The following is a 14,607-nucleotide window of genomic DNA, read 5'->3' on the forward strand; positions in this document are numbered from 1 at the left end:
TGGCGGTCGGGCTGACGACGGCGCTGCGCCGGGCGGGGCTGCCGACCAGCCCCGACCGGGCCGCCCGCCTCGCCGAAGCCCTCGCCCAGGTGCCGCCGGTCGCCCGCGGCCCCCTCTACTGGACCTGCCGGGTTGTCCTGGTCTCGGCCCACAGTCAGCTTCCGGTTTTTGACGCGGTGTTCTCGGCCGTCTTCGATGGGCTGCTCGATCCCGCCGACGGTCGCGGAGATCCCACGGCACCGCCGGCCGTCGGCGCTGAAGCGCGCACCCGGCCGACACCCCCCGATTCGCGCCAGGGAACCCCGCCCGACGCCGGCTCCCCCGACCCGCAGCCCGCGGCCTCCGCGCCTCCGACCGACGACGAAACGGGCACGACGGATGCCGCCGAGCGGGACACCTGGCTGCTGGTCGCGTCCCCGGATGAACGGCTGCACACCACCTCCTTCGCCGAACTGCAGCCCGGCGAGCTCGACCAGCTGCGGCAACTCGTGCGCCGGCTGGTGCTCTCACCGCCCCGCAGGCGGAGCCGCCGCACCCGGCGCTCGCGGCACGCGAGCGATCGGCTGTCGCTCCGGCACACCGTGCGCGCAGCGCGGCGCACCGGCGGCGACCTGAGCCGGCTGGTCTATGAAGCCCGCCGGCCGCGCCCGCGGCGGCTGGTCTTTCTCTGCGACGTGTCGGGGTCGATGGAGCCGTACAGCCGGGTCTACCTGTCACTGCTGCAGGGCGCGGTCGCCGCGGCACACGCCGAAGCCTTCGTGTTCGCCACCCGACTCACCCGGGTGACTCGCGTATTGGCGGCCCCCAACCCCGACGTGGCCCTGGCCGCTGCCGCCGCGAGCGCAGCGGACTGGGCCGGCGGCACCCGGCTGGCGGGCAGCATCCGTCGTTTCATCGACGATTTCGGTCGACGAGGGCTGGCCCGAGGGGCGGTCGTCGTCATCGTCTCGGACGGCTGGGCGACCGACGATCCCGAGCTCGTCGCCGCGCAGATGGCACGTCTGCGGCGACTGGCGCACCGCATCATCTGGGTCAACCCGCGCAAGGCTGCGGCCGGGTACCGGCCGCTCGTGGGCGGCATGCGGGCCGCGTTGCCCTACTGCGATGCCTTCGCGAGCGGCCACAGCTACGCCGCGCTCGGCGAACTCGCCGCCCTGATCGGTGACGATAACTGTGCAACCGACCGCCGAACACCCGACAGACCCGATAGACCCGACAGACCCGACAGACCCGACAGACCCGATAGACCCGAATATCCGCAACACCGACGTTAGGGGACCTCATGGAACTGGACAGCACCTTCACCGTCGTCGCACCGGTTGACACCGTCTGGGCGACGCTGATGGATTTCGAGCGCGTCGCCGGCTGCGTTCCGGGGGCGCAGATTCTGAATCGGCTCTCCGATGATGCCTACCAGGTCGGCATGAAGGTCAAGCTCGGCCCCGTCACCATGCAGTATCGCGGGCAGATGAACGTGCTCGAACGGGATGCGCACGGCCACCGCGCGGTGTTCGACGGCAAGGCCCAGGAGATCCGCGGCCAGGGCACCGCCTCGGCGACGGTAACCCTCGTGCTCGTGGAAACCGACGGCTCCACGCAGGGCACGGTGAGCGCCGAGCTCGCGCTGTCGGGCAAGGCGGCCGCGATGGGAAAGGGGGTCATCGGCAGCGTCACCGACCAGATGATGGCGCTGTTCGCCGGCAACCTGCAAGAACTCCTCGAGCAGACGGATGCCGCGGGTCCGGTCGACGGATCCGCCCCCGTCGGCGCGCACCTCGACGAACCGGCCGAGCATACGCAGGACTCGGAACGGGCGGTCGCCGAGATAGCCGATATCCCGCCGGGCGAGGCCTACGCCGCCGATCGGCTCACTTCCGTCACTCCCGGTCCCGACGAGCCGCGCCAGTCCCCACACCGGTACACCCACCGGCCCGCATCCTCGCAGCGGCCCACCTCCCCGCCGGCGTCGCCCGCGCCCGAGCCCGCGAGCAGCCTCAATGCACTGGACCTCATCAAGGGCATCATCACCGACCAGCTCAGCAACCCGACGAAACTGCTCGGGCTGGTGGTCGGTGTCGCCTTCGTCGCCTACCGGGTCGGCCGTCGGCGTTCGGGCGGCTAGTCTTCAGGACATCACGAAGACCGCCCCGACTGCCCCGACGAACGAACGACGAAGGACGACATGCGAGAGATCCTGGGCTCCGTGCTCGCGGGCTGGCGGGCCGGCGAACAGGCCGGACTCGCCACCGTGGTGCGCACCTTTGAGTCCGCACCGATGCCGGTCGGCTCTGCGATGCTCGTGACCGCCGACGGGCAGGCGCTCGGATCGGTCTCGGGCGGTTGCGTGGAGGGCGCCGTCTACGAGCTGGGTGCCCAGGTCGCCCTCGACGGCGAGCCGGTGCTCGTGCGGTACGGGGTCAGCGACGACGACGCCTTCTCCGTCGGCCTGTCCTGCGGGGGCATCATCGACGTCTTCGTGGAACCGGTCTCCCGCACGAGCTACCCGCAACTCGAGTCGGTCCAGGCCGACATCGAGGCCGGCCGTCCCGTAGGCGTGGCCACGGTCATCGAACATCCCGATGCCGCTCGGCTCGGTCGCCACCTCGTCGTGCGGGAAAGCGGCATCGACGGCGACCTGGGTTCCCCCCGAGCCAACCAGGCCGTCGGCGACGACACCCTCGGGCTCCTCGCGGCCGGCCGGCACGGCACCCTCACGTACGGTCCCGACGGGCAACGCCTCGGAGCAGGACTGCGCGTGTTCTTCGCCAGTTACGCCCCCAAACCGCGGCTTCTGGTCTTCGGAGCCATCGACTTCGCCGCCGCGCTCGCCCGGGCCGGCAGCTTTCTGGGCTACCGGGTCACGGTTTGCGATGCGCGCGGCGTCTTCGCCACCCCCGCGCGGTTTCCGGGCGCCGACGAGGTGATCGTGGCCTGGCCGCACCGGTACCTGTCAGAACAGTTCGCTGCGGGGCTCGTCGACGATCGCACGGTCGTGTGCGTGCTCACCCACGATCCGAAGTTCGACGTTCCACTGCTCGAAGTCGCCCTGCGCGGCCCTCGCCTGGCCTACACCGGCGCGATGGGGTCCAGGCGCACCCACGACGACCGCATGCGCCGGCTGCAGGAGGCCGGCGTCGGCGACGCCGAATTGGCCCGTCTGCACAGTCCGCTCGGCCTCGACCTTGGTTCCCGAACCCCGGAAGAGACGGCCGTGTCGATCGTGGCGGAGATCATCGCCGAACGCTGGGGCGGAACAGGCGAGCCGCTCGGAACGCTGAAGCGGCGCATCCATTCGGACCCGCCTCCCGGGGCGCAGCGTAGCGATTCGACGACGACGGATGCCGCTCCCGAGCCGCATCCCAGCCGCGTGCGTTAAGATTTCGGGGTGCCCCATGTTTTGACGCCCCTCCACATCGCCCTCGTTTGCCTGCATACCTCGCCGGGTGACGAACCGGGTTCCGGAGATGCCGGCGGCATGAACGTCGTCGTGCGGCATCAGGCCGAAGCCCTCGCCGCGCTCGGGCATTCCGTCGACATCCTCACCCGCCGATCCTCGGCGGGCCTTCCCCCCTTCGTCGACCTGGCGCCCGGCGTCACCCTGCGGTTTCTCGACGCCGGCCCGGCCGAGCCCGTCGCAAAGGGTGACCACGAGTCGTTCGTCGATGAATTCCGGGCCCGCATGAGCGCGCTCGGGCCGTGGGACGTCATCCACTCTCACCACTGGTTCTCCGGGATGGCCGCCCTGCCGCTCGCCCGGCTGACCGGCACCCCGCACGTGCAAAGCTTCCACAGCATCGCGGCGCCCGAGAGCTCCCCGCTGTCCTGGGGCGAACGCCCCGAATCCCCCGGACGCCTGGCCGGCGAGGCCTGGCTCGCCGAACAGTCCGATGCCGTGATCGCGATCAGCGAAGCCGAGGCCGACACCGTACTGCAGCGCCTCGGCGGTTCGGCAGACCGGCTCGCTGTCGTGCCGCCCGGGGTCGATGGAACCCTGTTCCGGCCCAGCGCGGCCGCGCAGCCCGAGGACCGGGGGTACGCCGTCGTCGCCGCGCGCCTGCAGCCGCTGAAGGGACTCGACCTCGCCATCGAGGCGATCGCGGCCGTTCCCGAGGCGCTGCGCCCCGAACTCGTCATCGCCGGCGATGCCTCGAGCGATTTCGACGGCTACGTCGACGAACTGCGCGCGCTGGCAGCGTCGCACGGAATCGCCGACGGCGTGCGCTTCGTCGGTCCCCAGCCCCGGGCGAAGCTGGCCGTACTGCTGAGCGGCGCCCGGGTCGTGCTCGTGCCCTCACACTCGGAGACCTACGGCCTGGTCGCCCTCGAGGGTGCCGCGAGCGGCGTGCCGGTGGTGGCGGCATCGGCCGGTGGCCTGCGCGAGGCCGTCATCGACAGCGAGACCGGCCTGGTCATGCAGTCGCGTGACCCCGAGCTGTGGGCCGCGGCGATCGCGCGTATCGTGTCCGATCCGGTGTTCGCCAAGCGGCTGTCGCGTGCCGGGCGGGAGCGCGCCGAGCACCTCAGCTGGACCCGCTCCGCCGCCAGCCTCGCCGCCGTCTATCGGGCCCTGCTGCACCCCGACAGCGCGGGCCGCCACCAGGAGCTCGCGATCGCGTGACCGCGCTGCCCGCGGCTACGGCCCGCACGAGCATTCTCGACGGATGCTGCTCGGCACTGTTCGTGCACGCGCACCCCGATGACGAGACCATCAGCACCGGCGCCCTGATCGCGGAACTCGTCGCCCGGGGCATCCGCGTGACGCTGCTGACGGCGACCCGCGGCGAACGCGGCGAGGTCGTCGCCGGCCCTTTGACCGGCCTCGAAGGCACGGTCGAGCTCGCCGCGGAGCGCGAGCGAGAGCTGCAACGGGCGACGGATGCCCTCGGCATTGCCGAGCGGTTCTGGCTCGGGGAGATTCCCGCCCAGGAGCCGTCCCGCTCGCCCCGCCGGTACCGTGACTCGGGAATGGAGTGGATCCGCCCCGGCCTGGCCGGGCCGGCGAACGACGTCGATGAGGACGCACTCGTGCGGGCTCCGCTGGTCGAGGTCGTCACGGATGTTGCGGCACTGATGCGTCACGTCGAGCCCGATCTCGTGATCAGCTACGACAACGGCGGCGGCTACGGACATCCCGACCATGTCCGGGTGCACGAAGCGGCCGTGCAGGCCAGCGCGGAGTGCCGCATCCGCTTCGCCGAAATCGCGTCGACGCCCGGTGCCCGAGTGGAGTGGTTCGAGCTTGAGGAGCATCGGGCAACGGTCACGGCGGCGTTGCGCCAGCACGCGAGCCAGCTAACCGTCGACGGTACCGAGATCGTGCATTCCGGCGGGCAGCGCGAAACGATCACAACCTCGATCGGGCTGCACGAGCTGCGCTGACGCAACAGCGTGTGACAAACAACAGCGTGAGACAGACAACAGCGTGAGACAAACAACAGCGTGTGACAACGTGCCCAGTGGTGGAGATGCGGGGAATTGAACCCCGGTCCACTGCTGTGGTCATATGCCTTCTACGGGTGTATCCAGTGAAATCGCTTTCTCGGCCCCGGAATTTGCCACTGGCATCTACTCCGACAGGCCCAGCCTTCGTTTAAGTCCCTCTACACCCCGTGGCTCAATGTAGAAGCAATCTCTCTAAATGGCGTCAGGATCCGGGTAGAGAGCATTCCCGGTCTGGCGGACTTCTTAGTGCGCTCGCTTAGGCAGCGAGAGCGAAGTCGATGCGCTTAGAATCGGCATCTATTTTTTTGCAGAGATCGTTAACGAGATAACCCTGCATCCTCGACCCGCTTCTCACAATTGCGCAAACAATGTCGAAACCGATCATCCCCCTGGTGGGGTCGTTGTCACACGCTGTTGAATTGCCAATCTGCACGAGTCAGGAATTTCGAGTCAACGACTGAAGGGCCCAACCTGTGCAGCCCCCAATACTACATCGACGCGCGCCAGAATCCTAGTCGCCGAGGTTGCGGCGGGCCGACATGGCGCGGTCGGATTCCCGCTTATCCTGGCGTTCGCGCAGGGTCTGGCGCTTGTCGTACTCTTTCTTGCCCTTGGCGACGGCGATTTCGACCTTCGCCCGGCCGTCGAGAAAGTAGATCCGCAGCGGCACGAGGGTGTAGCCGCCCTCTTTGGTCTTCTGGTGGATCTTCAGGATCTCCTGCTTGTGCAGCAAGAGCTTGCGCTTGCGACGGGGCGGGTGATTGGTCCAGGTGCCAGCGGTGTACTCGGGAATGTGCACGGCGTCGAGCCAGGCTTCCCCGCCGTCGATGAAGGCGTAGCCGTCGATGAGCGAGGCGCGCCCGGCGCGCAGGGATTTCACCTCGGTGCCGCTCAGGACCATCCCGGCCTCGTAGGTGTCACCGATGGAATAGTCGTGCCGCGCCTTGCGGTTGCTGGCTACGACCTTTTCGCCACGTTCCCTGGGCACGGTCCCCTCCTCGAAATGTTGTTGCTCAAATCCTGATGCTGCGCCCCGCGAACGCCGAGCAGCCCTCCAGTCTAGACCTTCAGGTACCGGGTGATGGCGAAGTTGGCCGAGAAGGCGGCGAGCACCGCTCCGACCACCAGCAGGATGGGCACCACGATCAGGGCGTCATCGAGGCCGACGAGGGCGAAGCCGGTGAGGCGCTCACCCAGATAGCCCTGCACGAAGAAGTTCACCAGGGCCACGATGGCCCCACCCGCGAGCAGCGACCCGAGCAGCGCCGCAAACACGCCCTCAAGGATGAAGGGGGTCTGGATGAACCGGTTCGATGCGCCCACCAGGCGCATGATCCCGAGTTCTCGGCGCCGTGAGAACGCCGACAGACGGATGGTCGTGGCAATCAGCAGGGCCGCGGCAACGAGCATCAACCCGGCAATTCCGATCGCCGTGTAGCTGGCCACGTTGAGCACGGAGAAGATCTGGTCCAGGTATTTGCGCTGGTCGGCGACGTTCTCGACCCCGGCAACCCCGGACAGGCTCTCCACGAGCACATCCGACTGTGAGGGATCGTTGAGGTTCACCCAGAACGTCTGGTTGAGCTGGTCGGCCGTGACATAGTCGGCCACGGGGTTGCCGGCAAACTGCTTCTGGAAGTTCTCGAACGCCTGCTCGTGCGTTTCGAAGTAATACTGGTCGACGAACGTGGCGAGGGTCGGCGATTCGAGCTGGGCTTCGACGGCCGCGATCTGCTCTGCGGAGGCTTCCCCCGACGTGCAGGTGTCCCCGGGCGAGATCTCGGTGCACATGTAGATGCCGACCTGGGCCTTGTCGTACCAGAAGCTCTTCATCTGGCCGATCTGCATCTGCATGAGCACCGCGGCGCCCACGAAGGTGAGCGAGATGAACGTGACGAGAACGACCGACACGACCATCGAGGCGTTGCGTCGCAACCCGTTGGCGGCTTCGGACAGCACTAATCCCAGTCTCATCGGGTGGGTCCTACATTCTGTTCGCCGGTATCGGGTTTCTCGCCGGGTGCCCTCAGGCCGAGTTTCTCGGCGAGGGTGAGCTGGTCGGCGGCATCGTGCGGGGTTGCGGGCACGACCGGGCGGGCCATGACCGGCCCTCCACCGGTCGACTCGGGGTCGGTGTCCGACTGAACGGCGCTGGTGACGGTCGTCGCGGGATCAGCGGCATCCGCTGCCGACGTTTCAGGCGTTGGCGCGGATGCCGGCGGCTCGGCCACAATCGGGGCCGGCTGGGCGTCGCGCACGGGAGCGAACCGGGTGACCGGCATGCCGGAGTCGGGGGCCGTGACGACCACCGGTGCGGCCGGCGGCTCGACTGCCGGTTCAGTGGCCGGCACCCGTTCGATCGGGGAGGGAAAAGTGAGCGACTGGCCGGTCGCGCCCGCGCCGACCCGCACGGGGTGGGCCACCGGTGCGGCCAGAGGCACCGGAACCTCGGCCTGGCGGGCCGCCGCCTCGACGCGTGTCGCATTGGTCTGTGCGGCGGCGGTGACCGTGGGAATCGCCGCGGTGGCGTACCCACCCTGACGCTCGTCACGAACGATCTCGCCATTGACCAGCTCGATCACGCGGCGCTGCATCTCGTCGACGATGCCGGCTTCGTGGGTGGCCATGATCACCGTGGTGCCGCCGGCATTGATACTCGCGAGCAGCGCCATGATTCCCGCACTCGTGGTCGGGTCGAGGTTTCCGGTGGGCTCGTCGGCGAGCAGAATCTGGGGCTTGTTGACGATGGCACGGGCGATGGCCACTCGCTGCTGCTCACCACCGGAAAGTTCGTGGGGAAAGCGCAGGGCCTTTTCGGCGAGGCCGACCATCTTGAGGGTGTCAGGCACGGCTTCCTGGATGAAGCCCCGGGACTTGCCGATGACCTGCAGGCTGAAGGCCACGTTGTCGAACACGGTCTTGTTCGGCAGCAGGCGGAAGTCCTGAAAGACGACGCCGAGGTTTCGGCGAAAGTAGGGCACCTTGCGGTTCGAGATTGAGCGCAGGTCCTGGCCCAGCACGTGGATGCTGCCGCTGGTCGGCTTCTCCTCCTTGAGCACGAGGCGCAGGCAGCTCGATTTGCCCGAGCCGGACGCACCGACGAGGAAGACGAACTCACCTCGCAGAATTTCGACGTCAATCGAGTTCAGTGCCGGTCGGGTAGTACCGGGATACTTCTTGGAAATGTGATCAAATCGGATCATGGCATACCGAGCCTAGGCACGCGTCGACCGAATAGCGACTTACGACTCGCCCCACCCACCGAATGCCAAGCTTCGGCCACCGGTTGGCACTAGTCCGTGGGAGCTTTCTTGCGCCAGCGGATTCCGGCGGAGATGAAGCCGTCGAGGTCACCATTGAACACGTTGGTCGGGTTGTTGACCTCGTGGTTCGTGCGGAGGTCCTTGACCATCTGGTACGGCGCCAACACATAGCTGCGCATCTGGTCACCCCAGCTGGCGGTGATGTTACCGGCGAGTTCCTTCTTTGTCGCGGCTTCCTTCTCGCGCTCGAGCAGCAGCAGTCGGGACTGCAAAACGCGCATCGCCGCCGCGCGGTTTTGGATCTGGCTTTTCTCGTTCTGGCAGCTCACCACGGTGCCGGTGGGCAGGTGGGTGATGCGCACGGCGGAGTCGGTCGTGTTGACGGACTGGCCGCCGGGTCCGCTCGACCGGAAGACATCGACGCGAATGTCCCCGTCGGGCACCTCGATCGACTCGGTCTGCTCGATCAGCGGCACGACCTCGACCGCGGCGAAGGAGGTCTGGCGTTTACCGGCGGAGTTGAACGGGCTCATCCGCACGAGGCGGTGAGTGCCGGCCTCCACGCTCAGCGTGCCAAACGCGTAGGGCGCGTCGAACTCGACGATGGCGGACTTGATGCCCGCCTCCTCTGCGTAGCTGATGTCGAGCACGCTCGTGCGGTAGTCGTGCTGTTCGGCCCAGCGCAGGTACATGCGCAGCAGCATCTCGGCGAAGTCCGCCGCGTCGACACCGCCCGCTCCGGCGCGAATGGTGATGACGGCGTTGCGCTCGTCGAATTCACCGTTGAGCAGGGTCTGCACCTCGAGCTCGCCGAGGAGTTTCTGCAGGCTCGCCAGCTCGATCGTGGCCTCGTCGGCGGAATCCTGGTCGCCGTGGCCCTCGTTGGCCATCTCCACGAGAAGTTCGAGGTCGTCGAGGCGGGTCTCGATGCTCTCCATGCGCGCGAGGGCGCTCTGGCGGTGGCTGAGGTCGCTGGTCACCTTCTGCGCGTGCTCGGTGTCGTCCCACAGGTCGGGCTCCCCCGCCTGCTCGCTCAGCTCGGCGATGTCGGCCCGCAGGCGTTCGACATCGACGACCGAACGGATGTCGCCAAAGGTGGTCCGCAGTGCGGCGATCTGCTCCGAAAAATCCAGGTCAATCATGTCGACCCAGCCTACCGGGCGCGGCCGCCCACCCGCGCGGGTCGCACAGTGCGGTCCTGACACTGGCGTAGCATCGAAATCTATGAGCCCTCCGGAGTCTGCGCGCGAGCCGGAGCGCCCGTTCAGTCTTCGATCGGTCGCCCTCGTCGCTTTCCTGCCGACGCTGCTGTTCTCCATCGGGGAGGGCGCGATCATTCCGCTGATTCCCCTGGTGGCCGACGACCTCGGCGCCACGCTCGCCTTGGCCGGCTTTATCGCGGCGATGATCATGGTCGGCGAATTGATCGGTGACATTCCGAGCGGTTGGGTCGTGTCCCGGATCGGCGAGCGTAACGCCATGATCTGGTCGTCGGCCCTGACGGTCGGCGCCGTGCTGATCTGCCTGAGCGCCCAGAATCCCTGGGTGCTCGGCGTCGGCATCTTCCTGATCGGGGTGGCGACCGCGGTGTTCTCACTCGCCCGGCATGCCTTCATGACGGTCTATGTTCCGCTGGTCTATCGCGCCCGAGCGCTGTCCACCCTCGGCGGGGTCTTTCGGGCGGGCTGGTTCATCGGCCCGCTGCTGTCGGCCGGCCTGATCTACCTGACCGGAAGCACCCAGTCCGTGTTCTGGATGTTCATCGTCTGCAGCGCCGCCGCGGCCACGGTGCTGCTCCTGCTGCCTGACCCGTCGAGCACCTTCGCGCGACCCTCCCGGTCAGAACCTGCGGACCCGGTGGCGGAGGCATCCGCCCAGGCCAGCGGCCTCTTCCAGACGATCTGGAGCCACCGCGGCGTTCTGACCCGGCTCGGCACCGGCACGGCCCTGGTCGGCGCGATGCGGGCCAGCCGCACGGTCATCCTGCCGCTCTGGGCGGTCAGTATCGGCATCAGCGCTCCCGAGACCGCGCTCATCATCGGCATCGCCGGCGGCATCGACTTCGCCCTGTTCTACGCGAGCGGCCAGATCATGGACCGCTTCGGCCGAATCTGGACCGCCGTGCCCTCGCTGATCGGCCTCGGCGCCGGCCATCTGGTGCTCGCCACGACTCACGACCTTGCGAGCAACGTGGAGTGGTTCATCGCCGTCGCCATGTTCCTCGCCCTGGCCAATGGAATCGGCAGCGGCCTGATCATGACCCTCGGTGCCGACCTGGCTCCCCGGCACGACCCTGCCCAGTTCCTCGGCGCCTGGCGCTTCACCGCCGATTTCGGCAGTGCCCTGGCTCCGCTCGGCGTCGCCGGCATCACGGCCCTCGCCTCGCTCTCGCTGGCCAGCGGCGTGATGGGCGTGCTCGGCCTGTGCGGCGCCGTGATCCTCGGTCGGTATATCCCGCGCTACGCTCCGCACCCACGCCGCTGAGCCGGTCGGGAATACTCACGACCCCGCAATGGTTCCCGCGTGTATGCCCCTCATCGGAGAATACGAAGCCAGCTCTGCCCAGTGGGTGCGCGACCAGGTCGACCTGTATGAAACATCCGGCGGCACGCAGGGCACCACGCTGCGCGACATGCCCGTGATCGTGCTGACCACCCTCGGCGTCAAGAGCGGCAAACTGCGCAAGGCCCCGCTGATGCGCGTCGAACACGACGGCGTCTACGCCGCGGTGGCGTCCCTCGGCGGCGCCCCGAAAAACCCGGTCTGGTACGCGAACGTGATCGCGCATCCGCTGGTTGAGTTGCAGGACGGCACTCGCAAGTGGGATATGCGCGCCCGCGAAGTCACCGGCGATGAAAAAGCCGTGTGGTGGGAGCGTTCCGTCGCTGCGTTCCCCGACTACGCGGACTACCAGGTCAAGACCGACCGGGAGATTCCGGTGTTCGTGCTCGAGCCCGTGGCCGAGCTTCCCGTTACCACGACCACTCCCGCCGCCTAAGCGTGGCCCGCCCGCGCCCGACGACCGGCATCCGCTCACCCCTGATCGACCCGATCAGGCTGCACGGCATCACCGACAGCGACGGCGCAGCGCTCGGGCGCGGCGACGGATGCGAAGCGCTGCGCTTCACCGGCGTCAGCCTCGGCGAGCGCGACCTGACGGGTGCGACGTTTGAGGAGTGCGAGTTCGTCGGCGTCGACCTGCATGATGCGGCCCTGCGCGGTATCACCGTGTCGGAGAGCATTTTCACCGATCTGCATGCGCCCGTGTTCAGTGCGCCCCGCTCGACCTGGCGTGATGTGCGCCTCGACCATGCGCGGATCGGCTCGATGGAGGCGTACGAGGCCACCCTGCGATCGGTGCACATCGACGGATCGAAGCTCGACTTCGTCAACCTGCGCAACGCGACACTGACCGACGTTCTGCTCTCGAACTGCATCATCGATGAGCTCGATCTCGGCAGCGCGACCCTGCAGCGGGTCGAGCTGCAGAACTGCCGCATCGGCACCCTCGATGTCACCGGTGCGCGCTGCACCGATGTCGACCTGCGTTCGAGCGAGTTCAGTGCCATCCACGGCCTCGAGGGGCTGCGCGGCGCCACGATCGACGACGCGCAGCTCGCCCTGCTCGCGCCCCTGCTGGCCGCGCACCTCGGCATCCGTGTCGAATAGCACCCGCACGAGAGAGCGCGGCGCAGGGCCTACGTATTATCGAGCGGGATGAAACGATATTCGCTCGTCAGGTGCTCACGTTCACACACCCCGCAGTAGAGCACACCGGAACTCTGCATGGCCGCGACGCGGGGCGAGCACTGGATGACTTTGGGCCCGCAGCACGGAGAGATCACCATGAACCCGCCGGACTCTGCCGGATCGTGCCCGCTGAGTCCGCGTTCGTGGTGCACTCCCTCGCAGGGGAGCACGGAGTCAAAATCAAGCAGCGAAACGCTGCGCATGTCCAGGATTACGTCCATGAGTATCACGGTCAATCACAATGGGTGAAACAGTGCCGCGAAAAAACTGGGGCACACGGTGGCGGCCACACCGTATGGACAGGTTCCCAAACCGAACCACGTTCGATTCAATTCACAATTCCTGACAGGCCCAACCCGGGGTAGCGGATGGGCCGTGAAATAAAAAATGCCTCCTACAGAGTAGGAGGCTTTCTTTGTCGACTACGAGTTGAGAATAGTCTACACGCAATCCCGACAATTACTCAGAATAAGTCAGAACTTCTGAAATGTCCAGATCTGAAGTTCGGCTCAGCGGCCGCCGAACGCGGCCCGCGCGTCGGCGGTGACGACGAGGGCAATGCCGGTCGGCAGCACCAGGGACACCACCGGCGGGCGCCACGAGGCTGTCAGGGTCACACTCGCGCCGATATTGTCCACGGCGACTGCCCGGCTGACGCCGAAGCCCTCGAAACCGTCGTGCGGTGCCAGCGCCAGGTAGCGATCGACGGCGGCGGACACCGTCGCAGAATCGAGGTGGGGCACCGGAGTGCCCGACGTGGTGTCGAGCGTGAACGCCTCCGAGGCCGCGAGGGCGGCACCGTCGGCGAGCGTGAACAGCCGCTTGCGTTCGAGATACAGCGAGGTGGCCGCGACGACAATCAGGATGAGCGTGGTGGCCAGGAACCCGTAGAAGATGGTCAGCAGCAGCGTCGAGCCGTCTTCGCCGTGATCGGTGCGGTCGCTCGGGTCGGTGCGGTCGCTCGGGTCGGGCGTTTCGGCGGCACTCACAGGTCCTCCCGAAACCGCGACACGATCTGGGTGGCCGTTCCCTGCAGTGGAATACTCGCCGCGCCGCGCAGGGACAACACATCGGGGATCAGCGGCAGCGCGACGCTCAGGCTCACGGTCACCGTGACCCCCGACTCACGGGTGAGGCACCCGTCGGCGCCGCCGGTGCAGGCGACCCGCACCGTGGCATCCGTTGCCTTCAGTCCGTAGTCCGCCAGCCCGAATTCCACGGCCCGGGTGGCGCGCTCGACCGCGACGGTTTCAGTGGGTGCCTGAACATAGACGCGCGCGGCCTGCCGGGCGGCGCCTTCGACCGCCAGGGCCCCGGCCTGCACTACGGACAGCGAGACGACGAGGTAGACCAGCGGCACCAGCAGCAGGAATCCGGCCGTGAGAAACTCGAGCGCGGCCGACCCGGTCTCGCCCTTTCCGCGGCCCCGGCCCCACCATCGACTCGCGCTACTCCAGTTCTTCGAGCGCTCCATGCCCGGTCACCTCGAACCCATGTTGAGGTCCGAGCAGCCCGAGAATCGGCAACGGCGCACGCACGCGCACCGCCACGGTTGAGACGCCGCTCACGCTCTCGAGGCTCGCCGTGACGTCAACGGTGAAGCGCTCGCCCAGCGCGGACCCGATCAAATCACGGGTACGCAGGCTGCCGTCCCCCGGCGTGTTTCCGGCGAGCGCCGCGAAGCGGGCGCCCTCGGCCGCCGCGTCGAGAACCGTATTGCGAATGTGGAGGGCGAGGGCCAGCTGCATCACCGACAGGGTGAGCAGCGTCAGCAGCGAGACCACCATGACGAACTCGGCGACGGCCGAGCCGCCGTCGGCGGGGTTCCCGCAACGCAGGTCTTGCCGCCACCCCGCGCGCAACATCCGTGGCACCATCATCGCTGTTAGAACGCGCTCACGCGGTCGATCGCCTGTTGAAAGACGCCGCTGAGCGCGGGGCCGGCGAGCCCCCAAATGATGAGCACGAGGCCCGCTGTCATCAGCGTGATCAGCACCCAGCCCGGCACGTCACCGCGCTCTTCGGCCCAGCGCGGACGACGTCGGCTGCCCGGCAGCCGGCACCACAGCGACAGGAAGTACTGGTGGAGAACGGTGAACATGGGTTGCCTGCTTTCGGATCGGGCCTGAAACTCGGACTGGAGCGGGAACTG

Annotated in this window: 17 protein-coding genes and 1 other RNA gene; 8 read left to right on the plus strand and 10 right to left on the minus strand. The window is 67.7% G+C overall.

Annotation, left to right across the window (positions count from 1 at the left end):
• The 5 genes from D6T64_RS10530 to D6T64_RS10550 all read left to right on the plus strand — a co-directional run.
• Nucleotides 1-1,274 (plus strand): vWA domain-containing protein (locus tag D6T64_RS10530; protein WP_119974639.1); only part of this gene is annotated, 1,274 nt, incomplete at its 5' end.
• Between the two features lie 8 nt (nt 1,275-1,282).
• Nucleotides 1,283-2,122: an SRPBCC family protein gene (locus tag D6T64_RS23215; RefSeq protein ID WP_233551031.1), complete on the plus strand. Its 840-nt coding sequence runs from the start codon at nt 1,283-1,285 to the stop codon at nt 2,120-2,122.
• A 60-nt stretch (nt 2,123-2,182) separates the two neighbouring features.
• On the plus strand, nt 2,183-3,376 hold the full coding sequence (locus tag D6T64_RS10540; protein ID WP_119974640.1) for an XdhC family protein: 1,194 nt from the start codon (nt 2,183-2,185) through the stop codon (nt 3,374-3,376).
• 9 nt (nt 3,377-3,385) lie between these two features.
• Complete coding sequence (locus D6T64_RS10545) at nt 3,386-4,618, plus strand: glycosyltransferase (protein ID WP_233551034.1); 1,233 nt, start codon at nt 3,386-3,388, stop codon at nt 4,616-4,618.
• Nucleotides 4,615-5,379 (plus strand): PIG-L deacetylase family protein, encoded by a 765-nt coding sequence (locus D6T64_RS10550; RefSeq protein ID WP_119974642.1) that lies wholly within the window; start codon nt 4,615-4,617, stop codon nt 5,377-5,379. Before D6T64_RS10545 ends, D6T64_RS10550 begins: the two co-directional genes overlap by 4 nt.
• 78 nt (nt 5,380-5,457) lie before the next feature.
• Here D6T64_RS10550 and ssrA read toward each other — a convergent pair.
• From ssrA to prfB, 5 genes are all read right to left on the minus strand, one after another.
• Nucleotides 5,458-5,831, minus strand: a transfer-messenger RNA (tmRNA) gene (gene ssrA / locus D6T64_RS10555).
• Nucleotides 5,832-5,953: 122 nt separating this feature from the next.
• Entirely contained in the window at nt 5,954-6,430 is a 477-nt protein-coding gene (gene smpB / locus D6T64_RS10560; protein ID WP_119974643.1) for an SsrA-binding protein SmpB, read from the minus strand.
• A 71-nt stretch (nt 6,431-6,501) separates the two neighbouring features.
• Nucleotides 6,502-7,416: a permease-like cell division protein FtsX gene (ftsX, locus tag D6T64_RS10565; RefSeq protein WP_119974644.1), complete on the minus strand. Its 915-nt coding sequence runs from the start codon at nt 7,414-7,416 to the stop codon at nt 6,502-6,504.
• Nucleotides 7,413-8,645 carry a cell division ATP-binding protein FtsE gene (gene ftsE / locus D6T64_RS10570; RefSeq protein WP_119974645.1) on the minus strand — a complete coding sequence of 411 codons (1,233 nt, stop codon included), beginning with the start codon at nt 8,643-8,645 and terminating at the stop codon, nt 7,413-7,415. The genes ftsX and ftsE overlap by 4 nt, the downstream gene beginning before the upstream one ends.
• Before the next feature lie 89 nt (nt 8,646-8,734).
• The gene (prfB, locus tag D6T64_RS10575; RefSeq protein WP_119974646.1) at nt 8,735-9,847 is read right to left on the minus strand and encodes a peptide chain release factor 2; all 1,113 of its coding nucleotides are present in this window, start codon (nt 9,845-9,847) and stop codon (nt 8,735-8,737) included.
• Nucleotides 9,848-9,929: 82 nt separating this feature from the next.
• Here prfB and D6T64_RS10580 point away from each other — a divergent pair, with 82 nt between their 5' ends.
• The 3 genes from D6T64_RS10580 to D6T64_RS10590 are packed head-to-tail and all read left to right on the plus strand — an operon-like array spanning nt 9,930 to nt 12,374.
• The gene (locus D6T64_RS10580) at nt 9,930-11,189 is read left to right on the plus strand and encodes an MFS transporter (RefSeq protein ID WP_119974647.1); all 1,260 of its coding nucleotides are present in this window, start codon (nt 9,930-9,932) and stop codon (nt 11,187-11,189) included.
• Between the two features lie 43 nt (nt 11,190-11,232).
• Nucleotides 11,233-11,703 carry a nitroreductase family deazaflavin-dependent oxidoreductase gene (locus D6T64_RS10585; RefSeq protein WP_119974648.1) on the plus strand — a complete coding sequence of 157 codons (471 nt, stop codon included), beginning with the start codon at nt 11,233-11,235 and terminating at the stop codon, nt 11,701-11,703.
• 2 nt (nt 11,704-11,705) lie between these two features.
• On the plus strand, nt 11,706-12,374 hold the full coding sequence (locus D6T64_RS10590; RefSeq protein ID WP_119974649.1) for a pentapeptide repeat-containing protein: 669 nt from the start codon (nt 11,706-11,708) through the stop codon (nt 12,372-12,374).
• Between the two features lie 29 nt (nt 12,375-12,403).
• Here the strand turns inward: D6T64_RS10590 and D6T64_RS10595 are convergent, their stop codons facing one another.
• The 5 genes from D6T64_RS10595 to D6T64_RS10615 form a co-directional block, all read right to left on the minus strand.
• Nucleotides 12,404-12,676, minus strand: coding sequence for a hypothetical protein (locus tag D6T64_RS10595; protein ID WP_119974650.1), 273 nt, complete (start codon nt 12,674-12,676; stop codon nt 12,404-12,406).
• 288 nt (nt 12,677-12,964) lie between these two features.
• Nucleotides 12,965-13,444, minus strand: coding sequence for a pilus assembly protein TadG-related protein (locus tag D6T64_RS10600; protein ID WP_119974651.1), 480 nt, complete (start codon nt 13,442-13,444; stop codon nt 12,965-12,967).
• Nucleotides 13,441-13,929, minus strand: coding sequence for a hypothetical protein (locus D6T64_RS10605; RefSeq protein ID WP_119974652.1), 489 nt, complete (start codon nt 13,927-13,929; stop codon nt 13,441-13,443). Before D6T64_RS10605 ends, D6T64_RS10600 begins: the two co-directional genes overlap by 4 nt.
• A complete protein-coding gene (locus tag D6T64_RS10610; RefSeq protein WP_119974653.1) occupies nt 13,904-14,320 on the minus strand; it encodes a TadE/TadG family type IV pilus assembly protein in 417 nt (138 codons plus the stop codon). Before D6T64_RS10610 ends, D6T64_RS10605 begins: the two co-directional genes overlap by 26 nt.
• A 20-nt stretch (nt 14,321-14,340) precedes the next feature.
• The gene (locus D6T64_RS10615; RefSeq protein WP_233551036.1) at nt 14,341-14,556 is read right to left on the minus strand and encodes a hypothetical protein; all 216 of its coding nucleotides are present in this window, start codon (nt 14,554-14,556) and stop codon (nt 14,341-14,343) included.
• Between the last annotated feature and the right edge of the window lie 51 nt (nt 14,557-14,607).

This window comes from Cryobacterium melibiosiphilum (genome assembly GCF_003602235.1).
Classification (GTDB): Bacteria; Actinomycetota; Actinomycetes; order Actinomycetales; family Microbacteriaceae; genus Cryobacterium; species Cryobacterium melibiosiphilum.

What these genes read in the sequence shown, in the direction of transcription:
- D6T64_RS10605 (WP_119974652.1), bottom strand. Translation starts at nt 13,929, where the DNA reads ATGGAGCGCTCGAAGAACTGGAGTAGCGCGAGTCGATGGTGGGGCCGG.
- D6T64_RS10540 (WP_119974640.1), top strand. Translation starts at nt 2,183, where the DNA reads ATGCGAGAGATCCTGGGCTCCGTGCTCGCGGGCTGGCGGGCCGGCGAA.
- D6T64_RS10615 (WP_233551036.1), bottom strand. Translation starts at nt 14,556, where the DNA reads ATGTTCACCGTTCTCCACCAGTACTTCCTGTCGCTGTGGTGCCGGCTG.
- D6T64_RS23215 (WP_233551031.1), top strand. Translation starts at nt 1,283, where the DNA reads ATGGAACTGGACAGCACCTTCACCGTCGTCGCACCGGTTGACACCGTC.
- D6T64_RS10580 (WP_119974647.1), top strand. Translation starts at nt 9,930, where the DNA reads ATGAGCCCTCCGGAGTCTGCGCGCGAGCCGGAGCGCCCGTTCAGTCTT.
- D6T64_RS10610 (WP_119974653.1), bottom strand. Translation starts at nt 14,320, where the DNA reads ATGTTGCGCGCGGGGTGGCGGCAAGACCTGCGTTGCGGGAACCCCGCC.
- D6T64_RS10595 (WP_119974650.1), bottom strand. Translation starts at nt 12,676, where the DNA reads ATGGACGTAATCCTGGACATGCGCAGCGTTTCGCTGCTTGATTTTGAC.
- ftsE (WP_119974645.1), bottom strand. Translation starts at nt 8,645, where the DNA reads ATGATCCGATTTGATCACATTTCCAAGAAGTATCCCGGTACTACCCGA.
- ftsX (WP_119974644.1), bottom strand. Translation starts at nt 7,416, where the DNA reads ATGAGACTGGGATTAGTGCTGTCCGAAGCCGCCAACGGGTTGCGACGC.
- D6T64_RS10585 (WP_119974648.1), top strand. Translation starts at nt 11,233, where the DNA reads ATGCCCCTCATCGGAGAATACGAAGCCAGCTCTGCCCAGTGGGTGCGC.
- prfB (WP_119974646.1), bottom strand. Translation starts at nt 9,847, where the DNA reads ATGATTGACCTGGATTTTTCGGAGCAGATCGCCGCACTGCGGACCACC.